The 22,373-nt window shown below is 44.0% G+C and carries 19 protein-coding genes and 1 tRNA gene; 4 read left to right on the forward strand and 16 right to left on the reverse strand.

Annotated features, from left to right (window positions below; genetic code table 11):
* Positions 1 to 94 precede the first annotated feature (94 nt).
* From AB5706_RS16080 to AB5706_RS16090, 3 genes are read left to right on the forward strand one after another with little or no spacing between them, the layout of a single operon-like run.
* Positions 95 to 2,476 carry an endonuclease MutS2 gene (locus AB5706_RS16080; RefSeq protein ID WP_173771764.1) on the forward strand — a complete coding sequence of 794 codons (2,382 nt, stop codon included), beginning with the start codon at positions 95 to 97 and terminating at the stop codon, positions 2,474 to 2,476.
* A 22-nt stretch (positions 2,477 to 2,498) separates the two neighbouring features.
* The gene (locus tag AB5706_RS16085) at positions 2,499 to 3,200 is read left to right on the forward strand and encodes a response regulator transcription factor (RefSeq protein ID WP_118582333.1); all 702 of its coding nucleotides are present in this window, start codon (positions 2,499 to 2,501) and stop codon (positions 3,198 to 3,200) included.
* Positions 3,197 to 4,702 (forward strand): sensor histidine kinase, encoded by a 1,506-nt coding sequence (locus AB5706_RS16090; protein ID WP_173771763.1) that lies wholly within the window; start codon positions 3,197 to 3,199, stop codon positions 4,700 to 4,702. Before AB5706_RS16085 ends, AB5706_RS16090 begins: the two co-directional genes overlap by 4 nt.
* Positions 4,703 to 4,772: 70 nt before the next feature.
* On the opposite strand, the gene AB5706_RS16095 is transcribed toward AB5706_RS16090, so the two are convergent.
* From AB5706_RS16095 to AB5706_RS16120, 6 genes are all read right to left on the reverse strand, one after another.
* Positions 4,773 to 5,273, reverse strand: a complete 501-nt coding sequence (locus AB5706_RS16095) for a tRNA (cytidine(34)-2'-O)-methyltransferase (RefSeq protein WP_173716891.1) — start codon at positions 5,271 to 5,273, stop codon at positions 4,773 to 4,775.
* Between the two features lie 43 nt (positions 5,274 to 5,316).
* Positions 5,317 to 5,904 (reverse strand): AIR synthase-related protein, encoded by a 588-nt coding sequence (locus tag AB5706_RS16100; protein WP_173735093.1) that lies wholly within the window; start codon positions 5,902 to 5,904, stop codon positions 5,317 to 5,319.
* 210 nt (positions 5,905 to 6,114) lie between these two features.
* On the reverse strand, positions 6,115 to 7,854 hold the full coding sequence (locus AB5706_RS16105) for a B12-binding domain-containing radical SAM protein (RefSeq protein WP_173716893.1): 1,740 nt from the start codon (positions 7,852 to 7,854) through the stop codon (positions 6,115 to 6,117).
* A 5-nt stretch (positions 7,855 to 7,859) separates the two neighbouring features.
* Positions 7,860 to 8,162, reverse strand: coding sequence for a thioredoxin (gene trxA, locus AB5706_RS16110; RefSeq protein WP_118582321.1), 303 nt, complete (start codon positions 8,160 to 8,162; stop codon positions 7,860 to 7,862).
* A gap of 55 nt (positions 8,163 to 8,217) precedes the next feature.
* Positions 8,218 to 9,216, reverse strand: coding sequence for an NAD(P)/FAD-dependent oxidoreductase (locus tag AB5706_RS16115; protein ID WP_178004683.1), 999 nt, complete (start codon positions 9,214 to 9,216; stop codon positions 8,218 to 8,220).
* Positions 9,217 to 9,382: 166 nt separating this feature from the next.
* Positions 9,383 to 11,239, reverse strand: a complete 1,857-nt coding sequence (locus AB5706_RS16120; protein WP_118582318.1) for a DUF6020 family protein — start codon at positions 11,237 to 11,239, stop codon at positions 9,383 to 9,385.
* 175 nt (positions 11,240 to 11,414) lie between these two features.
* Here AB5706_RS16120 and AB5706_RS16125 point away from each other — a divergent pair.
* Positions 11,415 to 11,487: transfer RNA gene (locus AB5706_RS16125), tRNA-Phe, on the forward strand.
* A 57-nt stretch (positions 11,488 to 11,544) separates the two neighbouring features.
* Here AB5706_RS16125 and AB5706_RS16130 read toward each other — a convergent pair.
* From AB5706_RS16130 to AB5706_RS16175, 10 genes are all read right to left on the reverse strand, one after another.
* Entirely contained in the window at positions 11,545 to 12,153 is a 609-nt protein-coding gene (locus AB5706_RS16130; protein WP_173716895.1) for an HAD family hydrolase, read from the reverse strand.
* Positions 12,153 to 13,169 (reverse strand): UDP-glucose 4-epimerase GalE, encoded by a 1,017-nt coding sequence (gene galE, locus AB5706_RS16135; RefSeq protein ID WP_118582312.1) that lies wholly within the window; start codon positions 13,167 to 13,169, stop codon positions 12,153 to 12,155. Before galE ends, AB5706_RS16130 begins: the two co-directional genes overlap by 1 nt.
* A gap of 237 nt (positions 13,170 to 13,406) precedes the next feature.
* The gene (locus AB5706_RS16140; protein ID WP_330382752.1) at positions 13,407 to 14,525 is read right to left on the reverse strand and encodes a phosphotransferase enzyme family protein; all 1,119 of its coding nucleotides are present in this window, start codon (positions 14,523 to 14,525) and stop codon (positions 13,407 to 13,409) included.
* Positions 14,526 to 15,455 carry a sugar phosphate nucleotidyltransferase gene (locus AB5706_RS16145; RefSeq protein ID WP_195409690.1) on the reverse strand — a complete coding sequence of 310 codons (930 nt, stop codon included), beginning with the start codon at positions 15,453 to 15,455 and terminating at the stop codon, positions 14,526 to 14,528. It lies immediately after the preceding gene.
* 147 nt (positions 15,456 to 15,602) lie between these two features.
* A complete protein-coding gene (locus AB5706_RS16150; protein WP_118582306.1) occupies positions 15,603 to 16,430 on the reverse strand; it encodes an acyltransferase domain-containing protein in 828 nt (275 codons plus the stop codon).
* A complete protein-coding gene (locus AB5706_RS16155) occupies positions 16,417 to 17,667 on the reverse strand; it encodes a Gfo/Idh/MocA family protein (RefSeq protein WP_118582303.1) in 1,251 nt (416 codons plus the stop codon). The genes AB5706_RS16150 and AB5706_RS16155 overlap by 14 nt, the downstream gene beginning before the upstream one ends.
* A gap of 6 nt (positions 17,668 to 17,673) precedes the next feature.
* On the reverse strand, positions 17,674 to 18,984 hold the full coding sequence (locus AB5706_RS16160; protein WP_173716896.1) for an alpha-L-fucosidase: 1,311 nt from the start codon (positions 18,982 to 18,984) through the stop codon (positions 17,674 to 17,676).
* Positions 18,985 to 19,066: 82 nt separating this feature from the next.
* The gene (locus AB5706_RS16165; protein ID WP_148461675.1) at positions 19,067 to 19,921 is read right to left on the reverse strand and encodes a carbohydrate ABC transporter permease; all 855 of its coding nucleotides are present in this window, start codon (positions 19,919 to 19,921) and stop codon (positions 19,067 to 19,069) included.
* Positions 19,922 to 19,940: 19 nt separating this feature from the next.
* Positions 19,941 to 20,876 carry a carbohydrate ABC transporter permease gene (locus tag AB5706_RS16170; RefSeq protein WP_227199100.1) on the reverse strand — a complete coding sequence of 312 codons (936 nt, stop codon included), beginning with the start codon at positions 20,874 to 20,876 and terminating at the stop codon, positions 19,941 to 19,943.
* Between the two features lie 83 nt (positions 20,877 to 20,959).
* The gene (locus AB5706_RS16175; protein ID WP_173771747.1) at positions 20,960 to 22,237 is read right to left on the reverse strand and encodes an ABC transporter substrate-binding protein; all 1,278 of its coding nucleotides are present in this window, start codon (positions 22,235 to 22,237) and stop codon (positions 20,960 to 20,962) included.
* Between the last annotated feature and the right edge of the window lie 136 nt (positions 22,238 to 22,373).

Here is a 22,373-nt window from a genome sequence, read left to right on the forward strand (position 1 = left end):
TTGCGCCGGCGAGTGAGCAATCACCATTGTCCGAGTGCGTCCGCCTTGAACAACTTTCAACACACTAAATAGCAATTGATTTATAGGAGATATTATGAATCCAAAAGCTTTAAAATCACTTGAATACTACAAGATCATCGACCAACTGACAGAGAAGGCTTCTTCCCAGATGGGGAAAGACCTGTGCAGGCACCTCCTGCCCTCTGAAGATGTTTACGAAATCCGTCATATGCAGACCCAGACCAGAGACGCCCTCACACGCCTTTTCCAGAAAGGAAACATCTCCTTTGGAAGCGTAAAAGACGTGCGCGGCTCACTGAAACGTCTGGAAATCGGAAGTTCCCTTGGAATTTCCGAACTCCTTGCCATTGCCGGACTTCTGGAAAATACCAACCGTGTCAAAGCCTACTCCCGAAATGAGCGCGGAGATGCAAGAGAAGACTCTCTGGACGGCATGTTTGAGAGTTTGGAGCCATTGACTCCCCTCTCAGCCGAAATCCGCCGCTGCATCATTTCCCAGGACGAAATCAGTGACGACGCCAGTGCCGGTCTGATGCATGTACGCCGCAGCATGAAAGTTGCCAATGACCGCATCCACACCCAGCTGGCCTCTCTGGTAAACGGCAGCGCCCGTAATTACCTTCAGGACTCCGTTATCACCATGCGAAACGGCCGCTACTGTATCCCGGTAAAAGCCGAATACAAAGGTCAGGTTCCAGGTATGATCCACGACCAGTCTTCCACCGGCTCCACTTTATTCATTGAGCCTCTGGCGATTGTCAAACTAAACAACGACATCCGCGAGCTGGAGCTTCAAGAACAGAAAGAGATTGAGGCAGTTCTCGCTACCTTAAGTGAACAGACAGCCCAGAATGTGGACGCCATTCGCGCAGACCTTGACATTATGATCCAGCTGGATTTCATTTTTGCCAGAGCAGGACTTGCACTGGATATGAATGCCACAGAACCCATTTTCAATACAGAGAAACGCATTCACCTGAAACAGGCACGCCACCCGCTCATTCCCAGAAAAAAAGCCGTTCCCATTGACATCCGTCTTGGAGAAGACTTCGACCTCCTTGTTGTAACCGGACCAAATACTGGTGGTAAAACCGTTTCCCTTAAAACAGTTGGGCTTCTGACCCTGATGGGACAGGCGGGACTTCACATTCCAGCCCTGGACCGCTCCGAGCTTTCTGTTTTCCGTGAGGTTTACGCAGATATCGGGGACGAGCAGAGCATCGAGCAGTCTCTCAGTACCTTTTCCTCACATATGACCAACGTAGTGTCTTTCCTGAAAAAAGCAGATCAGGACTCTCTGGTGCTTTTTGATGAGCTTGGCGCTGGTACCGACCCGACAGAAGGAGCGGCACTTGCCATCTCCATTTTGTCTTTCCTGCATGAACAAGGCATCCGCACTATGGCAACCACCCATTACAGTGAACTGAAAGTTTACGCCCTGTCCACTGACGGCGTTGAAAATGCCTGCTGTGAGTTTAATGTGGAAACCCTGCGTCCTACTTACCGCCTGCTCATCGGTGTTCCTGGAAAGAGTAATGCCTTTGCGATTTCTTCCAAACTTGGACTTCCGGACTTTATCATTGAGCGCGCCAAAGATCAGATCAGCCAGAAGGACGAGTCCTTCGAGGATGTACTTACCTCCCTGGAAAACAGCCGCGTGATCATCGAAAACGAGCGTCAGGAAGCAGAGCGTTACAAAACCCAGATTGCTTCCTTGAAACAGGAGTTAGAGTCCAAGCAGGAGAAGCTGGACGAACGTAAAGAGCGGATCTTGCGCGAAGCCAACGAAGAAGCCCGTAAGATTCTTGCAGATGCTAAGGAATACGCAGATCAGACCATGAAAATGTTCCACAAATTCCAGAAAGATCACGTGGACACTGCTGCCATTGAAAAAGAACGCCAGAATCTTAGAAACCGCATGAACAAAGCCGAAAAGGGCATGTCCATAAACACCACCGTAAAGAAACCGAAAAAAGAGCTGAAGCCTAAGGATCTTTCCCTTGGAGACACCGTTCAGGTACTGAGCATGAATCTGAAAGGAACTGTCAGCAGTCATCCCGATTCCAAAGGCTTTCTTTTTGTACAGATGGGTATCATCCGTTCCAAAGTTCATATTTCTGACCTGGAGCTTGTTGACGAACCAGTTATCAACACTCCTGGACTTTCCAGAACAGGAGCAGGCAAAATCCGCATGTCCAAGTCTACCAGTGTTTCCACAGAGATCAATCTTCTTGGAAAAACTGTAGATGAGGCTGTGGCAGAACTGGATAAATATCTGGATGACGCTTATCTGGCACACTTAAAGAGCGTGCGTATCGTACATGGTAAAGGTACCGGTGCCCTTCGAAAAGGAGTACACAATTATCTCCGCCGCCAGAAGCATGTGGCAGATTTCCACCTGGCTGAATTTGGCGAAGGAGATGCTGGTGTTACCATTGTAGAATTTAAGAAATAACTATATTTTATAAGGAGAAACTATGGTTGCTAAACAGAAAATCCTCATTGTCGATGATGACAACAATATTGCAGAGCTGATTTCTCTGTATCTTACCAAAGAATGTTTCGAAACAAAAATTGTAAACGATGGCGAGCTGGCTTTAAAAGAATTTCAGACTTTTCGCCCGAACCTGATTCTTCTGGATCTGATGCTTCCAGGTATTGACGGCTATCAGGTCTGCCGTGAGATCCGCCACACCTCAGACGTGCCGATCATTATGCTTTCCGCAAAAGGAGAAACCTTTGACAAGGTACTTGGCCTGGAGCTTGGCGCCGACGACTACATTATCAAGCCTTTTGATTCAAAAGAACTGGTTGCCCGTGTCCGTGCAGTTCTACGCCGTTTCCAGCCCAAACAGGCTGCAGTTGTAAGTGATGAGAAATGTGCCACTTATCCGGATCTTATTGTCAACCTTACCAACTATTCCGTTACTTATATGGGAAAACAGGTAGACATGCCGCCTAAGGAGCTGGAGCTTCTCTATTTCCTTGCTTCCTCACCCAATCAGGTATTCACCAGAGAGCAGCTTCTGGACCACATCTGGGGCTACGAATATATTGGCGATACCAGAACTGTAGACGTTCACATTAAACGTCTGCGCGAAAAAATCAAAGATCATCCGAACTGGTCTATTTCTACAGTCTGGGGAATCGGATACAAGTTTGAGGTAAAAAGCGAATGAGAAAAACGGTTCACAGCAAACTGATCTGCAGTTACATTTTCATTGGAATTGTAGGCTTCCTTTTCGCTACAGCAGGTGGCTCTCATTTCGTGGAAACCTATCTGGAAGAAGAAGTTGGCGCAAGGCTGTATGACAGTGCTGTACGATTTGCTTCTGATGCTGTCACTGTACAGCAGGTTGCAGACAATGATAGCAAAGGACTGGAAAAGATTATGGATATTCTGGCTTCCGGAGAGGAAGCCGGGATACTGATCCTGGATAAAAATTTCCATGTGATCGTGCAGTCCTCAAATCTGGAATATAACGTCAGTTCTGCGAAATCCACTGCCGATTCTGAAGTTCAGACTTCAGAAACAGATAAAATCCCAGAGAATGGAACATCCTCTGAAAAATTCTCTGCTGCAAACACAATTTCCATCCCCTATTCTGATCTGGACTTCTGGCTTAATACCCAATATCAGATCAGTAATTTTTATGGCTATTTTTCCAGTCCCCATCTTAATGTGATGATATCGGTGGAAAATTCCGGTGTAACAGAAGGCTATGTTACCTACCATTATGACATGCAGCAGCTTTATCAGAAACGAAGCGGTCTTCTTGGAATTCTTCAGATGGTTTTTTTTGCCGTGTATGCCTTGTGCGGACTGCTCCTTCTCTGCTATCAGAAATGGATCCATACTCCAATGCAACAGATCATCAAGGGGGCTTCCGAATATGCCAACGGAGATCTGAGTTATCGCATTCCAGTGAAATCCGAGGACGAAATGGGCTATCTTGCCAAAACCCTGAACTACATGGCAGACAGGATCAACCAGAACGGAGAATACCAGCGCACCTTTATTGCCAATGTTTCCCACGATTTCCGCTCTCCTCTGACTTCCATCAAAGGATATGTGGAGGCAATTCTGGATGGCACCATCCCCCCGGAATTGCAGGACAAATATTTAAATATCATTTCCCATGAAGCTGACCGTCTGGAAAAACTGACGCGGAGCCTTCTGGTGCTGAATGATCTGGATGAACGGAAACGGATGATGAATATCCGCAAATTTGATATTAATGATGTGATCAAAAATACTGCCAATACGTTTGAGGTAATCTGTTCCAAAAAGAATATTGACCTGGAACTGCTGCTTTCCGGAAGAGAGCTGTTCGTAGAGGCAGATATGGAACAGATCCAGCAGGTACTGTACAATTTATTGGACAATGCAATCAAATTCAGTAATGACAATTCCTCGATCAACATTGAAACATCCGTAAAAAATGATAAGGTTTTCGTTTCTGTGAAGGATCACGGAGTAGGAATCCCCAAGGACAGCCTGTCCAAGGTGTGGGACAGATTTTACAAGACAGATACCTCCCGCGGAAAAGACCGGAAAGGTACAGGACTTGGGCTTTCTATTGTGAAAGAGATCATCAAAGCTCATAATCAGAATATTAATGTGATCAGCACGGAAGGTGTTGGAACAGAATTCATTTTTACTTTAAAGAAAGCAAAATAAATTATTCAGCAATTCTTTTTATAAAAAACGAAGACCTGGAGCGTGTTTGAAAAAAGCTCCAGGTCTTTTACTATTTCCAGTCATACTTGCGCAGATGCCCCTCCAGTTTCAGATGGGCAAAGTCATGCTGACGAAAGGCTTCATAAAGAATAATGGCAACCGAATTACTCAAATTCAGAGATCTTGTTTCTCCCAGCATGGGAATCCTTACGCAGGTCTCCTGATTGTCACGGAGAATCTCCTCCGGGATTCCGGCACTCTCCTTGCCAAACATGATAAAGCAGTCGTCCTCATACTTCACATCCGCATAAGTCTGAGGTGCTTTCGTAGTCGCATAATAAATCTTCGCTCCAGGATTTCTCTCCAGAAAATCTTCATAATCCAGATAAGTAGTTACATCCAGATCTTTCCAGTAGTCCATTCCGGCACGTTTCAGTGCTTTCTCACTTAATGAAAATCCCAACGGCTCGATCAGATGGAGCCTGGTTCCTGTAGCCACGCAGGTACGTCCTATATTTCCTGTGTTCGCCGGAATCTCCGGCTCATGAAGTACAATGTTTAATGTTCCCATAGTTTTTATACTCTCCTGTAATTACAGCAGTTTTATTTCGATTTTAAGGCAATATCTTATATATCTCGTCTTTAGCCGGCCGCTCCAGATACCTGCCATTCCCATTGTAGTAAAGCATTCTGTCATTTCCAGCATTCGTCTGTCCAATCACAGCAGCCATCATGCCCATTCTGCGAAGCTCCTGCACCAATGCTTCTCCTGCCGGAATACCGATCAGAACAGCCCCTTCCGAATTCAGCTTATAAGGATTAATGTCAAAGATTTCACAAATTTCAATTGTCTCCTGGCGTATGGGTACCTTGGAAAAATCCATTTCCAGTCCCACCTGGGAAGCCTCCGCCATCTTCCACAGAGCACTCAGAAAACCACCCTCACCCATTGCATAAAAAGCGGTAGCGCCAGCCTCTTTTACATTTATCTCATCCGCAGTCCCGTAAAGGGTTCTCAGATTCTCTGCCTCCCGTAAAAAACCTTCTGAAAAATGCTCTCTTAAAATCTCATGTTTTTCCCTTGCAATCTGCGCTGTGCCGTAAAGAGCAATGGCTCCAGCCACCACCAGTTCGTTTCCAGGCGTAAGAAGCCCGCTGATTTCAGCCTGCAGTGCTTCCATAGCCGCTTTTCCAAGCCTCATTTTCTCTTTTCCCTACAGAAGAAGAGAGAGGACAGCAGGAACTACCATTGCCAGAACAAGAATAACAGCAATGATCGCAGTTACAAGTTTTCTTTTCTTTGGATCAAACATTCCCATAATTTTTAACCTCTCATAACCATCCGGCACTTTACAGACTACAAATATACGCCATGTCAATACGGCCAGCCGAACAGTTACACCCTTTCTTTATTATATCTGAATTTCCTTCACTGCCGCATTATGAAGCAGTGGATCCCGGTTTTCATAGTCAAACAGCAATATTTTTCCATCCCGGAACACCTCAATATGCGCTGTCTTGGGCACCTTTTCCTGGCGCCTGTACTCCCAGACTGCTTTCTCATAGGGCTTCTGGTCATACTCAAAGGATGGATGGCTTTTCAGGTTTTCGCGAAGATACAGGTCGTAGATCATGCTGTCTGCCACCTTTTCCCAGGTCGCAGTTTCCATTCCTCTGCAATCTTCCGCAGCTTTTCCCGCAGGATTCTCCACCTCAGGATCCTGATTTCCAGATTTTCCTGCGGATTTTTCTTCCAGTTCTTCCTTCACAAACTCCAGCAGGATCTCATATCTGCGCATTCTGGAATGGGAAATCTCTGAATAACCTTTTTTCTCATAAAACTGTCCCAGCTTCTCATACAATGTGAAAGCATCCTCAAACAAAGGCTCCACACAGGCGATGGTATTCTGAAACTGTCCACTATTATAGTACAGTTCCACCATACTTTCCACCATTTTCAGCTTCAAAATGTCTTCATATGGCAGCCATCTGGTTCCCAGTACCTCATATGGCTCCAGTTCTTTATGCACAATGCCATATTCTTCTGTCATCTCTTTCATATGAGAGCCCTTCAGAACCTTCAGAAATCCAAGCTGAAGCTGCTGGGGACGAAGTGCATAAACATCATTGAAGGACCGGTGAAAGCTGTCATAATCCTCATAAGGAAGACCAGCGATCAGATCCAGATGCTGGTGAATATTCTTAAAACTATGGATGCGGTTTACAATCCCTGCCAGCTTCGGAAAATCCATAGTCCTGTGGATAGCACGAATAGTGTCCGGATTTGTGGACTGTACACCGATTTCCAGCTGGATCAGCCCCGGACGCATGGTGCTCATCAGTTCCAGTTCATTTTCCCTCAACAGATCTGCGGAAATCTCAAAGTGGAAATTGGTAATTCCATTATCATGATCTTTTATGTACTGCCAGATGGTCATTGCATGATCGTGCTTACAATTAAAGGTTCTGTCCACAAATTTCACCTGTGGCACTTTATGATCCAGGAAAAACTGAAGTTCTTTCTTTACCAGTTCCAGGTCGCGAAAACGCAGTTTCTTGTCCACAGATGACAGACAATAGCTACATGAAAAAGGACAGCCCCGGCTGCTCTCATAATAAATAATACGATTTTCAAAATCCTTCAGATCTTCGTAAGCAAAAGGTACCCTGCTTAAATCCATGATCTGCCGCCATCCGTTATTCTGAATTGTACCGTCCGGTTTACAGTACACAAGTCCGGTGGTTTTCTCCAGAGAAGGACTTCCATTCATATAGTGCTTCACCAGTTCCAGGAAGGTCTCCTCTCCTTCTCCAACCATTACACCATCAAATGCCGGGTTCTTTTTCAGAAATTCCTCTGCATCATACGATACCTCCGGGCCTCCCGCCCAGAAAGGAACATCCGGCAGGATCTTTCTCAGATCCTGCATCAGTTCCCGCACAAAAGTAATATTCCAGATATAGCAGGATATGCAGATCACATCCGGATGACATCTGTAAATATCCTTCAGAATGTCATCCTTCTGCTGATTGATGGTGTATTCCCGAAGTACAACATTGCTGTCATATTCTTTTGCGCAGGCTTTCAGGTTAAAGACAGCCAGATTGGAATGTATATATTTTGCATTACATGCTGCAAGTAATATCTTCATCGTTCTTACTCGTCCAGAAGTTTCTTTAACTCTTCTTTATCCGTAAGACCAACCAGACGGTGTGCTTCTGCTCCGTTCTTGAAAATGATCAGGGTAGGAATGCTCATAACCCGGAACTGCTGTGCAAGCTCCATGTTCTGGTCCACATCAAGCTTTCCTACTGCATAACCTTCCTCTCCCAGTTCCTCCACGATTGGCCCCTGACGCATGCATGGTCCGCACCAGGTTGCCCAGAAATCAAGAAGAAACGGTTTCTCGGATTTTAATACTTCCTCTTCAAAATTCTGTGTTGTGATTACTTTTGCCATAATTGATCCATCCTTTCTATCGGTCTATTCTTCTCTCTGATTTCATGTCGAAATTCTACTTTTTTTGTCTGTTTCTCACATACTGGTTTGCACTGAGTCCCGCCTGGGCACCATCGTAAACTGCCTTTGCCACCTGCAAAAGACCGCCGGTACAGTCACCTGCTGCAAAAAGCCCCGGAATGGTGCTCTCCATCTTTTCATTTACCTTGATGTTGCCTTTCTCAGTAAGTGCCGCGCCCATCTGTCTTGCCATTTCTGCGCTTCCTGCAGTTCCAAGCGCTACAAAAACGCCGTCTGCCGGGACAAATGTCTCTGTCGAATCCCTCACCGGACTCTCCTGACTATGGAACTCTGAAGCTTCCATTTCAGCTTTCTTTCCTTCTGGCAAAAGCTGAAGGTTCTTCTCTTCATCAGTATCTGATTTTGCATCCGTCTCTGACTCAGAGACCAGACGCAGTCCGGACACCTTCTCGTCTCCCTCTACAGACTGAATTTTCATTGTATTCACCGCAAAAGAAGATTTCCTGGAAAACTCCGGTTCTTTCCCATCTGTGTAGATGGTAACAGAACCGGCCATAGGTGCCAGTTCTTCTGCCTCATGAAGAGCGAAGTCGCTGTTTCCAAGCACTGCAACATCCTTTCCCCTGTAGAAAAATGCATCACACACAGCACAGTAGCTGACACCTCTTCCCTCAAATTCCTTAATCCCCGGAATTGCAGGAGCCTTTCGTTTGCTTCCTGTGGCAAGGATCACACTGATGGTGTCAAAATCACCTGCTGTTGTCTTTACTGTAAAAGTATCAAACCCGCCAATCCCCAGTACCTGTACCTCCAGGATCCGCACGCCTAATGCTTTCGCCTGTGCAAGTCCTGTCTCAAATAATTCTTTCCCGGAAACAGGATGTTCCATACCATAATAATTCTCTATTTTTTCTGCTTTTTCCAAAGCACCAATGCCGTTATTGATCACCAGTGGATCCATATTTGCCCGGGCAGCATACAAAGCTGCGGAAATTCCTGCCGGTCCGGCACCGATAATGATTATTTTTTCCATATACTTCAGAATCACCTGCCTTTCTCATGATTCCAATCTTTCCCATATATTGTTATTTTTCTTACAATTTCACGGTTCAGTATCTTCACAGTTATACCCTTCCCGGAATAGTACCTGTTAAATAGTTACCTGACAATATACTTTCCATAAAAGAAATTCAGACTTTTCATTTTTCGTCGGTTCTTTTTTCGTCTATAGCCTTCTCTGCATAAGCCAGTCCCCAGAATATCACAGCTGGCATACACGCCATCAACGGAAACGCATAACGCAGAAGACCGTTTACCGGAGAAGCTATACAGATTGCCACATTCAGCGCCGGGGCAGCCAATACCAGGATTCCTTTCCATCGCTTCCTGTAGATCAGATATCCAAGGAGCAGAATCACGATCCATGTGTAGGTTCCCGCATTGCAGATCTGCGCAAGACCTGGAATCTGACTCCACAGATCGGCATAACGTTTCAACTGATTCCTTGTCTCTGCGGAAAAGATCTGATGATAATCTGACTCTTCAATCAGCGGCTCATTTACTGTATAGAAGCGGTAGGAGCTCTGCGCGGTGCAATTATGAAATGGGTAATAATATCCATAGCTGTTATGAAGTGTGGCTTCTATATACACCCCCGGATGCCTCAGAAACATGCTGAACCAGGCATTAAAGTAGCGTTTCAGTTTCGCCATGGTAATATGTCCGCCGCGATAAGTTGCCTTTACCGGATCAGACAGTTCCGGATTATACAAATCCGCAATCTCATCATACTTCATCACCCCGTCAATTGCTTTAGCTTCTTCCTTTGTCACATCATCCGGATATTCCTTCAGATATCTGGCTGTCTGCTGCATTGGAATTGAGAAAAATACTCTGGATGGGAAATTACCAATGTATAGTCTCGGTGCCACTTCTTTCTGAAGCCCCATGTAGCCCACTGTCACAAGGATCACCATTCCAACTGCATACAGTCTGCGTTTTTTTCCAAGGAAAAAGAATAACAGGATAAATGCAGGAAGCACCATGTAAAGTCCATTATTTCTGGTAATGCACATGCCAAAGCCAACCAGAAACAGCACTGTCAGCTGCTGTCTTAAAGACTGGCCACTTTTTTCCCGAAGGGTGGGAATGCAGCATTCCACATAGATTACCATGAAAAGGGAAAACAGAGCGCTGAAACTTCCATCCTTAATGATCGTCTGGGAATAAGCTCCAAATACAGGCACAAGACTGAAAAATGCAATACAGCAGATATTGAACCATCTTGGTGCTCCCCATGATTTCAGTTTATAACAAACAGTGGCATAACATACCGCATAAATCAGTGCCAGCACGCCAACCACCATGAAAATGCCCCAGTTATCACTGATCACATTTCCAATTGTCATCAAGGCTCCCATTATAAGGCTTAATTCCCATGGATGCTTGTTTGTAAATCTCTGATTTCCGGCAAACATATTCAGCTGCCGGAAGCCATCATAGGGAACACTTCCTGGCCAGAAGATCAGGATATAGGGAAGCCATCCTGCCAAAATCAGCAAAAATGCTACCAGAAGGTAGTGTTTTTCCATAAATTCCGGAAATTTCTTTATATTCCTGCTGTGCAGAAAAGGATGCTTCTCTCCATATGCATATAAAAGACTGATCACTATATCAAACAGAAAAAAGAATCCTGCCCATGTAAGCAATGCGATCAGAATCTGATTTCTCCCAGCTGTAAAGAAGGTCCAGTTTCCCTGCACGGAAAAGGACATTCCGATCAGCATAAAAACAGAAAACATGGCGGCGATCAGATGCGTGATCCATTTACAGCTTCTGCAAAAATTCTTCCAGCATTTCATGTACAATGCAATGATTGCAATGAGAACCACCAGTTTGTCGATTCCGATTCCTGTCATCTCTTTCTTGCATAAAGAAAGAAATGTTTCTCCCGGATTATCTGCCGAACCAGCATACAAGCCCGTCATGGAAAGAGCAAACACTGTTAAAATGGCGGCAATAAACGGCAAAGTATATTTTTTTAATTTTTTTTCCACCAATAAATCCTCCCGACTTTTATCACACTGCCATTCTAACATTACTATATATGAAAAGCAAGGCGTGGTTTTTACAAGGTAAATTTTTGGAATTTACAGATTTTTTGAAATTTTTGTTGCGTCAAAGCAGTTTCTATGCTATTATATGCACTGTAAGTTCAGAGAACTTATAAATGCCCAGATAGCTCAGTTGGTAGAGCAGAGGACTGAAAATCCTCGTGTCGCTGGTTCGATTCCGGCTCTGGGCATTTTTTTATTTTTCAGATACGCTCTGGAAAAAGCCGCCCCCGAAGGGGCGGCCTCATTTATTTTGTAAGCATTTTATCTAATGTTTCGTTCAGCATCTCTCTGGATGTCACCTGTATCGCCTGAATTCCTGCCTTCTTCGCTCCTTCCACATTATCCATGCGGTCATCGAAAAACAGACACTCTTCTGCTTTCAGGCTATATTTCTCCAGAAGAATTTCATAAATCTCCCTGTCTGGCTTCAGGGCGTGAACCTGATAGGAAACAACTCCCCCATCAAGTACATTCAGGAATTTCGCTCCCTTGGTGTGCACATGGAGCAGCTCTTCTGAGTAATTGGAAAGCAGGTAAATCTTATAACCCTTTTCCTTCAGCGCTGCAACCTTGTCCCAGACCTCCGGACGCTTTACAGCCATCTGCTCTCCGTTTCGAAGGAACCAGCCCATCACATCCACATCGTCCGGGTACTTCAGTTCATACTGATGAATGGCTTCCTCAAGGCTCAGCCTTCCTCCGTCAAGTCCCTGTACCCAGATCTCATTGTCAAACATTTCCTCGCCAATTCTCTTCGCCTCAGCTTCAGAAAGGCCGTAGTCCCTGGTCAGCATCTCAAACCAGCGATACTCCACCAGTACATCTCCAACATCAAAAATTAAATTCCGAATCATTAGTCTTCATAACCATTCGGGTTATTGCTCTGCCATCTCCAGGAATCCTCGCACATCTCACGGATGCCATTCTCAGCTGTCCAGCCAAGCTCTTTCGCTGCCTTGGAAGCATCGCAGTAGCAGGTAGCAATATCGCCTGCACGACGTGGTTTGATCGCATATGGGATCTTAACGCCTGTTGCAGCTTCGAAGTTCTTCACAATATCAAGAACACTGTAGCCTTTTCCTGTGCCAAGGTTGTAGATTGCAAGTCCAGGATTCTCCTCGATCTTTTTAAGCGCTTTTACATGACCTTTGGCAAGATCTACTACATGGATATAATCTCTCACGCCGGTTCCATCCGGAGTGTCATAGTCATTACCGAATACGCCAAGCTCTTTCAGTTTGCCAACAGCAACCTGTGTGATGTATGGCATAAGGTTGTTCGGGATACCATTTGGGTTCTCGCCGATGGTTCCGCTCTTGTGTGCACCGATCGGATTAAAATAACGAAGCAGCATTACGTTCCACTCCGGATCTGCTTTCTGGATGTCTGTAAGAACCTGCTCCAGCATGGATTTGGTCCAGCCATATGGGTTGGTACACTGTCCTTTCGGGCATTCTTCTGTGATCGGGATCTGTGCCGGATCTCCATATACAGTTGCAGAGGAAGAGAAAATAATATTCTTAACACCATGTTTTCTCATTACATCTACAAGAGTCAGGGTTCCTGCAATATTATTCTCATAATATTCCCAAGGCTTTACAACGGACTCTCCAACAGCCTTCAGTCCGGCAAAATGAATACAGGAGTCAATGTCTTCTTTGTCAAAAATCTGGTCAAGGGCTTCCCTGTCCAGGATATCTGCCTTATAAAATTTAACCGGCTTGCCTGTGATCTTGGAAACTCTGTCAAGGGCCTTCTCGCTGGAATTAGACAGATTATCCAGAACTACTACGTCATAACCGGAATTCTGAAGTTCTACAACTGTATGGCTTCCAATGTATCCTGCACCGCCTGTTACTAAAATTGCCATGATATTTTCCTCCTCGTTTGCTGCAAAGTTCCCACCACTCATCACAATCAATAAACAAATAACCTTCTGCTGTTTTCTCTTTTCACAGCACTACACGGAATGTTATCTGCAAACAGCAACTGTGATGGTTTATGTCCATTCTTTGCAATCTTTATTCGTAACCTGGAAGACATGTTTTATGTTACCGTGAACGGAGTGAACAGTAACTGTTTTATGCCTGCCAGTTTTAGAATACCACTATTTATATTTTTCTACAATAGATTTCATCTCAGATAATTTCTGTTCCATATCCCACACCAGCTTGAACTGGGTTCTTGCACGATCCAGATTCTGATTTTCTCGATGAATGCGGAAGTAATGATCTCCCTCCAGATGGTCTGCCAGGAAACGCATTCCACACTCAAAGGTCATCAGGATTGCACCCATCGGAAGCATTTCCACCTCCAGATCTGTGAGGGCACCGCCGCAGCCTTCCAGAAATCCTTTTACATACACCTCAAACAGATGAAGGTCACAGGACACTTTGGAAATATCCTGCTCATCCTCTGCTGCCGTGCTTGCGCCAAAACGGATGGAATCACCAAAATCATTCAGAGAAAGTCCCGGCATTACCGTGTCCAGATCGATCACACAGATTCCCTTATGTGTAGCATTATCGATCATGATATTATTCAGCTTTGTGTCATTGTGCGTTACACGAAGAGGCAGCTTACCTGCATCCTGTAAATCCACAAGTGTATGGGCCAGCTGCTCTCTTTCCAGGACAAACTGTATCTCCTTCTGAACATCAGCCGCCCGTCCGCATGCATCCTCTTCCACAGCCTTTTTAAAATTGGCAAATCGCTTCACTGTATTATGAAAATCCGGGATTGTCTCATGAAGAGTATCTGCCGGATAATCAGCAAGAAGGCGCTGGAAATTACCAAATGCAAGAGCACTCTGGTAAAAATCCTCGTCATTTTCCACCTGATCAAAGCAGGTTGCATCTTCTATAAACAGATACGCTCTCCAGTATTCTCCCTCTTTATCTACAAAATAAGGAGCTCCAGCACGGTCATTTACGATATTCAGGGTTTCGCGCTCTGCATCCCCGCCATTTTCCAGGATTTTCTTCTTCAGCCAGGAGGTGACACCACTGATATTCTCCATAAGACCAACAGGATCTTTGAAAATCTGCTTGTTCATTTTCTGGAGAATATAGCGCTTCTGTCCGGCTTCTGTGGAAAATACAGCACAGTAAGTCTCATTAATGTGGCCATTTCCGAATATGCCAACCTCTTCAAGTTTACCGCCAAAATCAAAGCTGTTGATTACTTCCATCAGTTCCTGATGGCTTACATCTTTTGTTTTTCCCACTTATTTTTCCTCCCAAAGCTTCTGAGGATAAAGACCGTCATCTTTCAGCTTCTGAATTGCAGCAACTACTACCGGCTTATCTTCTTTATAGGTAACTCCGTACCATTTGTCCATAGATTTCAGAACTTTGACAGTTGCTTTCTTCTCGCCAAGAAGCTCATCTACAACAAATGGAAGGAAATATTCGCATTTCAGAGGATTCTTTTCCACATTTTCTTTCAGGAATAATGGGAATCTGTCCTTCAGTTCTCTCAGAATGCTTGCAGAAAATCCCCACATATTCATAGACACCGTAGCATCCATAGGAAGCTCTGTCCATGTAGCACCATCATCCTCGGTATAAGCAGCACCGCCATCTCTCTTCTCAATATGGGTGCGCTCATTAATATCCTTCAGAAATCCCTCTTCGTCTGTCACACAAACACCACGAGCCACATGTCCATTATCTGTCAATGTGTTCTCAAGCTTGTAGCCTACCATCATGTACTGATAAATGCCGTCTTTATCCTGATTCTCTGTAAGGAAATCATATGCCATCTTAAATGCATGACGTCCATAATAATCATCCGCATTAATAACGGCAAAAGGTCCATCAATCACATCAATACAGCTCATGATCGCATGTCCGGTTCCCCATGGCTTCACACGTCCTTCCGGAACTGTAAAGCCTTCCGGAAGATTATGCAGATCCTGGAATACAAATTCTACCTGGATATGCTTACTCATACGATCTCCGATAGCAGCACGGAAATCAGCCTCATTCTCCTTCTTTATAATAAATACAATTTTTTCAAACCCTGCCTGAATAGCATCATAGATAGAAAAATCAATGATAATGTCCCCGTCCTTATCAATAGGATCGATCTGCTTCAGGCCACCATATCTGCTTCCCATACCTGCTGCCATTACTACCAATACCGGCTTTTTCATGTTATTGCTGCCTCCCATTTTTTATTTGTCAAAACGGATATTCCTGATCCGCTTTGTTGCTTATTCATAACGATACCAGGGACAAACAATTGCCCCTGGTTCGATGGTAACAGACAAATCTCTTCTTGTCAATTTCTATCAATTATTTCACAGGAAATACTCCGGTTTTAATATTCCCAGACCGCTCCCCAGCACTTTTCCTGACTTCAGATATTTCTTTGCAGCTCTCTGAAGAGATGTGTTCTCGGAATATACATTCAGGTTCCGCTGTACCTTTCCCCAAATACGCCATTCAGCCTCACGCTCATCCCAATCTGTTTCTACAATCTGAAATTGATTCTGAAACATAATGATATTGCTTTTCTCCGGCAAAATGTCTTTAAGCCCCGGATAGAGCAGCCAGGAATGACACAGATACGGCATCTCTTTTCCCCAGAAAGCCATTCCCTGAATAATGGATTCCCTCACACTCTCCAGTGTGAGCTTTTCGCCCTGTGGAATATGAATACTGATGATCGGATCTCCTTTTTTTACCATTCTTTCTCCTGCTGTAAAATTCCAGCGGGAATCCATGATTTCAAATTGCATTCTTCCAAGCCTGAAAATGGTAAGCTTCATATGGCGGAAAAACCAGTCGTATTCATCAATTCCATACTCTCCATATTCCAGAAAACAGTTTTCACACCAAAAGGTCAGATCGTAAAAAGTGTCCCTGAAAATTTCCCGGCTGATTCCCCGCTTTTCATAAGCATCATAGGTTTCGGCGCCCATGCGGCATAAATAATACAGAAACACAAGCCGATAATCCTTTTCCAAAAGAATTTTTTCATAAAACAAAGCTCTGTCTTTCTCATACAAAAGCTTATTTTCCTGATATTCTTCCTCCCCAATGCGTCCGGATTCCTGAAGCTCATTAAGCAGATGCACAGCCTCCGGCAGCATGTTGATTTCAGCTAAAAATTCATTTATTTTCATTGGCAAATCCTCTGAGATTTACAACCTGTCCCGTTATTCTTGCTTCCTCTGCTGCCAGTGCCATCAGATGACTCTCCACGGAAACAGCAGCGTCTGTTTTACCCTTTCTTCCTTCTCCTACCATACGGACAAAATCATGCATCATACTCATATCACTTCCGTTATGTCCGTTTGCAGGTGTGTGAAGCTCTATTGTCTCCAGATTCCCACTGACAAAATCTCTGATCTCAATAGTACCTGCATCCATATCGCCTTTGATCTCACCTTTTGTTCCCATAAGACGGATCCGTCTAGCACACTGGTCTGTAAAGGCTGTCATAAGGAAGGACGCTGTTACCTGATTTTCAAACTTTATGTCAACGGACTGGTGATCTACTACTGTATTATCACAGTGGAATACACATCTTCCGTAAGGTCCTTTTTTCAAAGCCTCCAATACATGCTCCGGATCTGTCTGATCGGTCACTGCACGTACCAGATAGCCATCTAAATTCTCCAGATAAAAGCGTGGTGCATAGAAAGCACATTCATCTCTATGTGGGCATCCATCCAGACAATAAGCAGGAGCTCCTTCCGGTGCATTTTCCTCTGTAAAATAAGACAGTTCACCAAAGGAACTAAGGCTTTCGCATTTACTGTCTGCCAGCCACAGCATGATATCCATATCATGACAGCATTTCTGCAGGATCATAGGACTGGATTCCTCTGCATTTCTCCAGTTTCCTCTTACAAAGCTATGTGCCTGATGCCAGTAACCTACCTCTTCCATATGCTGGATAGTCATAAGTCTTCCTATTTTGCCTTCTTCCAGAAGTTCTTTTAATTTGGAAAAGAACGGAGAATACCGAAGTACGTGGCACACGGACAGAATACGGTCGTATTTCTTCGCCATCTCTCCCATTTCAATGATTTCTTTCTTGTCGGGAGACATGGGCTTTTCACAAAGTACATGATATCCCTTTTTCAGAGCCATGATCGTAGGCTCATAATGCATCCTGTCCATGGTGCAGATCATGGCACAATCTGCCAGCTTTTCTTTTCCAAGAAGCTCTTCATAGCTTTCGAAGCAAAGCTCTTCCGGAATATTGTGTCTTTTTGCAAAGCTCTCTCTGCGCTCTTTATCCGGCTCTGCAACTGCCACCACCTGAAATTCATCTGGATGGTCCAGTGCATACTGAGAATAAACATGACCTCCTCTAAGGCCTGCTCCAATTACAATACTCGTTACCTTTTTCATACTCTTTTACTCCTGTCGCAAACGTATTTTTAAAACCGTATCTTTTTCATCTGGCAATGGATAGGTAAATACCGGATCATCTCCGAAGGAAACAAAGGCCACATCCGGATACAGCACCGTATTCCATGCTTCCCCTCTGTTCACCTCACTGCCGTCTGCAAGATATGTAACAGATTCCAGCTTATCCGGGCCGATTCCATACAGCGGAAGTGCTCCAAGCGGTGTCTCATAAACATGAGCATAAATGATGTCACCTTTCTGGGTATATCTTCCCCAATCCGGCTTTTCCAATTTGGAAATTCCGCATCCGTAAATGCTCTCCCCATTTTTTTTCATCCATTTTCCAACTTCTGTGAGAATCTGAACACTCTCCTCCGGAATATTTCCACGGGCATCTGGTCCCACGTTCAGGATCATATTTCCACCCTTGCTGGCACATTCCACCAGCTTTCTTACAAGCATCTGAGGGGTCTTATACTGATGGTCGAAATTGCAATATCCCCAATGATTATTCATAGTGGCACAAAGTTCCCATGGAATGGGTTCTCCCTTGTCATCACATACTCCTTTTGGAGGAATGATCTGCTCCGGACTTGCAAAATCACCGCTGTAAATCAGTGGTTTCTCTGTTGTAATGCTGCCATGGTTATCCCCCGCACCTTCCAGACGGTTGTCAATGATCACATCCGGCTGATACTTTCGAACCATTTTGATCAGCTCTGTGGCTTTCCATTTTTCTCCGGTCATATCGTCATAGGAAAAATCGAACCATAGAAGATCCAGCTTGCCATACCCTGTTACAAGTTCCTTTATCTGGCCATGCATATACGCAAGATATCTGTCAAAATCAATTTTTTCATCTTTATATGCCGGATTGTTTCGCATAGGATGCTGCCTGTCTCCATATTTAGGAAAATCCGGATGATGCCAGTCGATAATGGAAAAATAAAGACCAACCTTTAATCCTTCCTCTCGGCATGCATCTACAAATTCTCTTACCAGGTCTCTGCCTGCTTTTGTGTTTGTTGACTTGTAGTCTGTCAGTTTAGAGTCAAACAGACAAAATCCGTCATGGTGCTTTGCTGTAAGTACCACGTACTTCATGCCTGCTTTTTTTGCCAGACAAACCCATTTCTTCGGATCATAATCCACAGGATCAAACTGATCAAAATACTTACTGTATTCCTCAATTGTCATTTCTTTCTGTGACATCATCCATTCACCGCATGCTGGAATGGAGTATAATCCCCAATGAATAAACATACCGAATCTGTCTTCCATAAACCATTTGGTGCGCTGTCTTATTTCCTCATTCATGTTTCTATTCTCCTGTCTTCTTCATTATATCAGAAAATTTTGTATATTCAGCATTTTTATCAAAAAACTTTCATTTCACCTGTCAACCTTTCACGGCTCCGCCAGACAGTGCCTCAATAAAGAATCTGCTGAAAATACAGTACAGAAGCACAGGCGGAAGAATGATAATCACCATAGCGGAAAAAAGTCCGTTATAATTGGTGTTAAAGGCTGTTGTGAAAGTAGACAAAAGCGCCGGTACTGTCAGCTTTTCCCTTGTGATCAGCACAAGAGAGGCCCAGTAATACTCATTCCAATTATTCAAAAACGCAAGCACAGCTGCTGTCATAATTCCCGGACGTGCAATTGGAAAAATTACTTTCATCCAGGTCTGTACATACCCACATCCGTCAATTCTCGCCGCCTCTTCCAGCTCTCTTGGGATATTGTCGTAATAGTTTTTGATCACAAAAAAACTCACTGCAATTCCACTGCAGGAATAAATCAGGATCAGCGCAGATCTTGTATCATATAAATGCAGGCGGTTTACCAGATTATATACCGGATAAGTAAGGGCTGTGGCTGGGATAAACATGGTGGAATACAAAAGTACATTTACCAGTGCTTTTCCTTTGAATTCCATTCGCGCTACCACATATGCAGACATGGAAATCATCACCACACTGATCACCACGGAAACACCTGCGACAAAAAGACTGTTTCCAAAATATCTCATCACATGTAAATCTTTAAATGTGGAAATATAACCATCCAGACAAATGGATTCCGGAAGCTGAAAGCCAGGTCTCGCCATAGGATCTTTTTTCAGGCTGGATAAAACCAGCCAGCCAATGGGAAGCAACGACACGATCAGCGCCCACGCAAGACAAATGTAAGTCACGATCCTGGTTCCCGCCGGCATACTATTTACACCTTTCAGGGTATTTGTTTTTTTCATATTCATCCTCTTTTCCTTCTTATTCTTTCTCTTTCCTGAAAGAAATGCTGTATACAAAATTAATCACCAGAATGATCACCATCCCAGCCAGGATCTGGATCATTGCCACTGCATTGGCTCGTCCAAACTGGGTTCTCGGACTGGTAATGGCAAGCTCGCGGATAATGTAACTGATACTGTAGGTTCCTGCAGCTCCTTTTGTCAGGAAATAAACCTCGTTATAAAGAAGGAAGCCGGAGGTTGCAGCAAGAACGGATACTGTTTTTAAAGTTCCTTTGATCATAGGGATTGTAATATACCAGTCCTGTCTCAGACCGCTTGCCCCATCCAGCATAGCTGCTTCTCTTACCTCTTCCGGCACTGCCATAATATTCCCCAAAATCATTAAAGTTGTAGTTCCTGTAAAGAAAATATAGGCACAGGTCATGGCCACAAAAGCCGGTCCTTTCAGAAGTAGGATATTATCCCTGAATTCTTTGTTGAAAAGACGAATGATCGGGTTGATAATTCCATAAGAAGGGTTGTACAATTGTAAAAATACAATGCCCATAGCGGCAGTTGAGATCATATTCGGAATAATATAGACATTTCGTACAAATTTAATACCTTTTACCTTTCTGGACAGGGCCAGAGCGATCAAAGCAGCAATGGGAATCTGTACCACTGTTCCAAGAATGGCCCAGGTGGTTGAATTTTTCAGTGCTTCCCAGAAAAATGGATACTTGTTAAAAATATAATCATAATTATCCCACAAATTGCTCCAGCCGAAAAACTCCGGACTAGTAATATTGGTATAATCCCATTTGCAGAAAGAAGTGATAAACACCGTAATAATGGGATACAGATAAAATACGCAAAATGCGATCAGGGTAGGCGCAAGAAACGCTATAATAAATCCTTTTCTCCGCGTACCCAGCTTATTCTTTCTTTTTTTCGCAGCATTCTGATTTTCCAAATTCATACCTCCAAAAAGGGAAGAGATTTCTCCCCTCCCTCTTCTATTTCATTCATAGTTTCTGTTCATCACAGCTGTGTGCTTTAAGCAACCAACGCGATCAGCTCTGTCTGAAGTGCTGCAAATCTTGCATCAATATCTGTTCCTGATACCGCACACTCCATCAATGCATTGATGATAGCTTTGTCCACGTCAGATCCCCAGGTATAGTTCATGTCAATCACTACAGTATCAGCTTCATTTACCTGAGAACAAGCCTGTGCAAGCTTTCTTGTAGCTGCATCATCACTCTCTTCTGCAAGTGCGTTCAAATCAACTGTTGTGTTACATGGATTTGCCTGTACGCCAGTGAAGATTTTTTCTTGAACCTCAGCACTTGTCATATATTTGATAAATTCAAGGGCTAGCTCTGTTTTCTCATCACTCATGTTATTTGCCACAGCAAGTCCGCCGCCTGCAGAAGCGATTGCAATATTTCCAGGGAATAAAGCAGGCTCAATGGCATCTGTTAAAGAGGCATCAATTCCACTTGCATTCCATACACCATTGAAAAGAACACCAGCCTTACCATTTGTATTAAATTCTGCCATAAGATTACCGTTATCATCTGTAGTATGCTCAGAACCATTTGCCTGATCCAGATTTGCAGCAGTCTTAAATGCAGCTGCAAATTCCTCTGAATTGATGGTGTCCTCTGTCAGCTCAGATTCCAGCATTTTCTTTCCTTCATCTGTAGAAGCCATAACTGTGTTTACAATATAGCTGGAGCCCTGTCCTGCAATGTATCCGTACACATCCTCGTCCAGAGCACGGATTTTTTCCATTGCTTCTCCAAAAGAATCCCAGTCTGCAAACGCCTCCTCTGTAATTCCGGCTTTTTCAAAAATATCGGAATTATACCATAAGCCACGGCTCTCAATCTGATCATGCACTGCATAAATATGACCATCCATATCATGCTGTGTATAGTTAAGACCAACTGCATCCTGCAGACCATTTTCATCGATATACGGTTTCAGATCGTATACCAGATCCTGGGAAAGTGCTGCCTGCGGAACTCCGCCACCGCCTACATCTACCAGATCCGGGAAGGAACCGCCAGCAACCTGTGCACTTACAATGTCATCTCTGTTTTCTACAGCGATTGGTTTGAATGTAACTGATCCATCAGCATGTTCCTTTGCGAACTCATCATAGATATCCCTCATAACCTGAGCTGCAGCCCACTCGCTCTCATCCTGGTAATATCCATGGTAAAATTCCAGAACATCATCATCTGCATAAGCAGTCGTTCCAAATCCAACCAGTGCAGTAGTCCCCATTGCTGCTGCCAGTAAAACACTTACCATTTTTTTCTTCATTACAAAAATCCTCCTTCATAAATTATACGTCTTTGCTTTAACTGTCCTTATTTTACCCTTGTTTTTGGTATTTTTGAATGAATCCCGTTTGCAATTTACAGGTATTTATTGACATTTTCACAATAAAAATAAGGAA

Source organism: Ruminococcus sp. RTP21484sp1_RTP21277st1_D2_RTP21277_210401 (genome assembly GCF_040924225.1).
Taxonomy (GTDB): Bacteria; Bacillota; Clostridia; order Lachnospirales; family Lachnospiraceae; genus Blautia_A; species Blautia_A faecis.

Coding starts and splice junctions, on each gene's coding strand:
- AB5706_RS16080 (WP_173771764.1), top strand. CDS start 95: ATGAATCCAAAAGCTTTAAAATCACTTGAATACTACAAGATCATCGAC.
- AB5706_RS16085 (WP_118582333.1), top strand. CDS start 2,499: ATGGTTGCTAAACAGAAAATCCTCATTGTCGATGATGACAACAATATT.
- AB5706_RS16090 (WP_173771763.1), top strand. CDS start 3,197: ATGAGAAAAACGGTTCACAGCAAACTGATCTGCAGTTACATTTTCATT.
- AB5706_RS16095 (WP_173716891.1), bottom strand. CDS start 5,273: ATGGGAACATTAAACATTGTACTTCATGAGCCGGAGATTCCGGCGAAC.
- AB5706_RS16100 (WP_173735093.1), bottom strand. CDS start 5,904: ATGAGGCTTGGAAAAGCGGCTATGGAAGCACTGCAGGCTGAAATCAGC.
- AB5706_RS16105 (WP_173716893.1), bottom strand. CDS start 7,854: ATGAAGATATTACTTGCAGCATGTAATGCAAAATATATACATTCCAAT.
- trxA (WP_118582321.1), bottom strand. CDS start 8,162: ATGGCAAAAGTAATCACAACACAGAATTTTGAAGAGGAAGTATTAAAA.
- AB5706_RS16115 (WP_178004683.1), bottom strand. CDS start 9,216: ATGGAAAAAATAATCATTATCGGTGCCGGACCGGCAGGAATTTCCGCA.
- AB5706_RS16130 (WP_173716895.1), bottom strand. CDS start 12,153: ATGATTCGGAATTTAATTTTTGATGTTGGAGATGTACTGGTGGAGTAT.
- galE (WP_118582312.1), bottom strand. CDS start 13,169: ATGGCAATTTTAGTAACAGGCGGTGCAGGATACATTGGAAGCCATACA.
- AB5706_RS16145 (WP_195409690.1), bottom strand. CDS start 15,455: ATGAAAAAGCCGGTATTGGTAGTAATGGCAGCAGGTATGGGAAGCAGA.
- AB5706_RS16150 (WP_118582306.1), bottom strand. CDS start 16,430: ATGAAAATAAATGAATTTTTAGCTGAAATCAACATGCTGCCGGAGGCT.
- AB5706_RS16155 (WP_118582303.1), bottom strand. CDS start 17,667: ATGAAAAAGGTAACGAGTATTGTAATTGGAGCAGGCCTTAGAGGAGGT.
- AB5706_RS16160 (WP_173716896.1), bottom strand. CDS start 18,984: ATGAATGAGGAAATAAGACAGCGCACCAAATGGTTTATGGAAGACAGA.
- AB5706_RS16165 (WP_148461675.1), bottom strand. CDS start 19,921: ATGAAAAAAACAAATACCCTGAAAGGTGTAAATAGTATGCCGGCGGGA.
- AB5706_RS16175 (WP_173771747.1), bottom strand. CDS start 22,237: ATGAAGAAAAAAATGGTAAGTGTTTTACTGGCAGCAGCAATGGGGACT.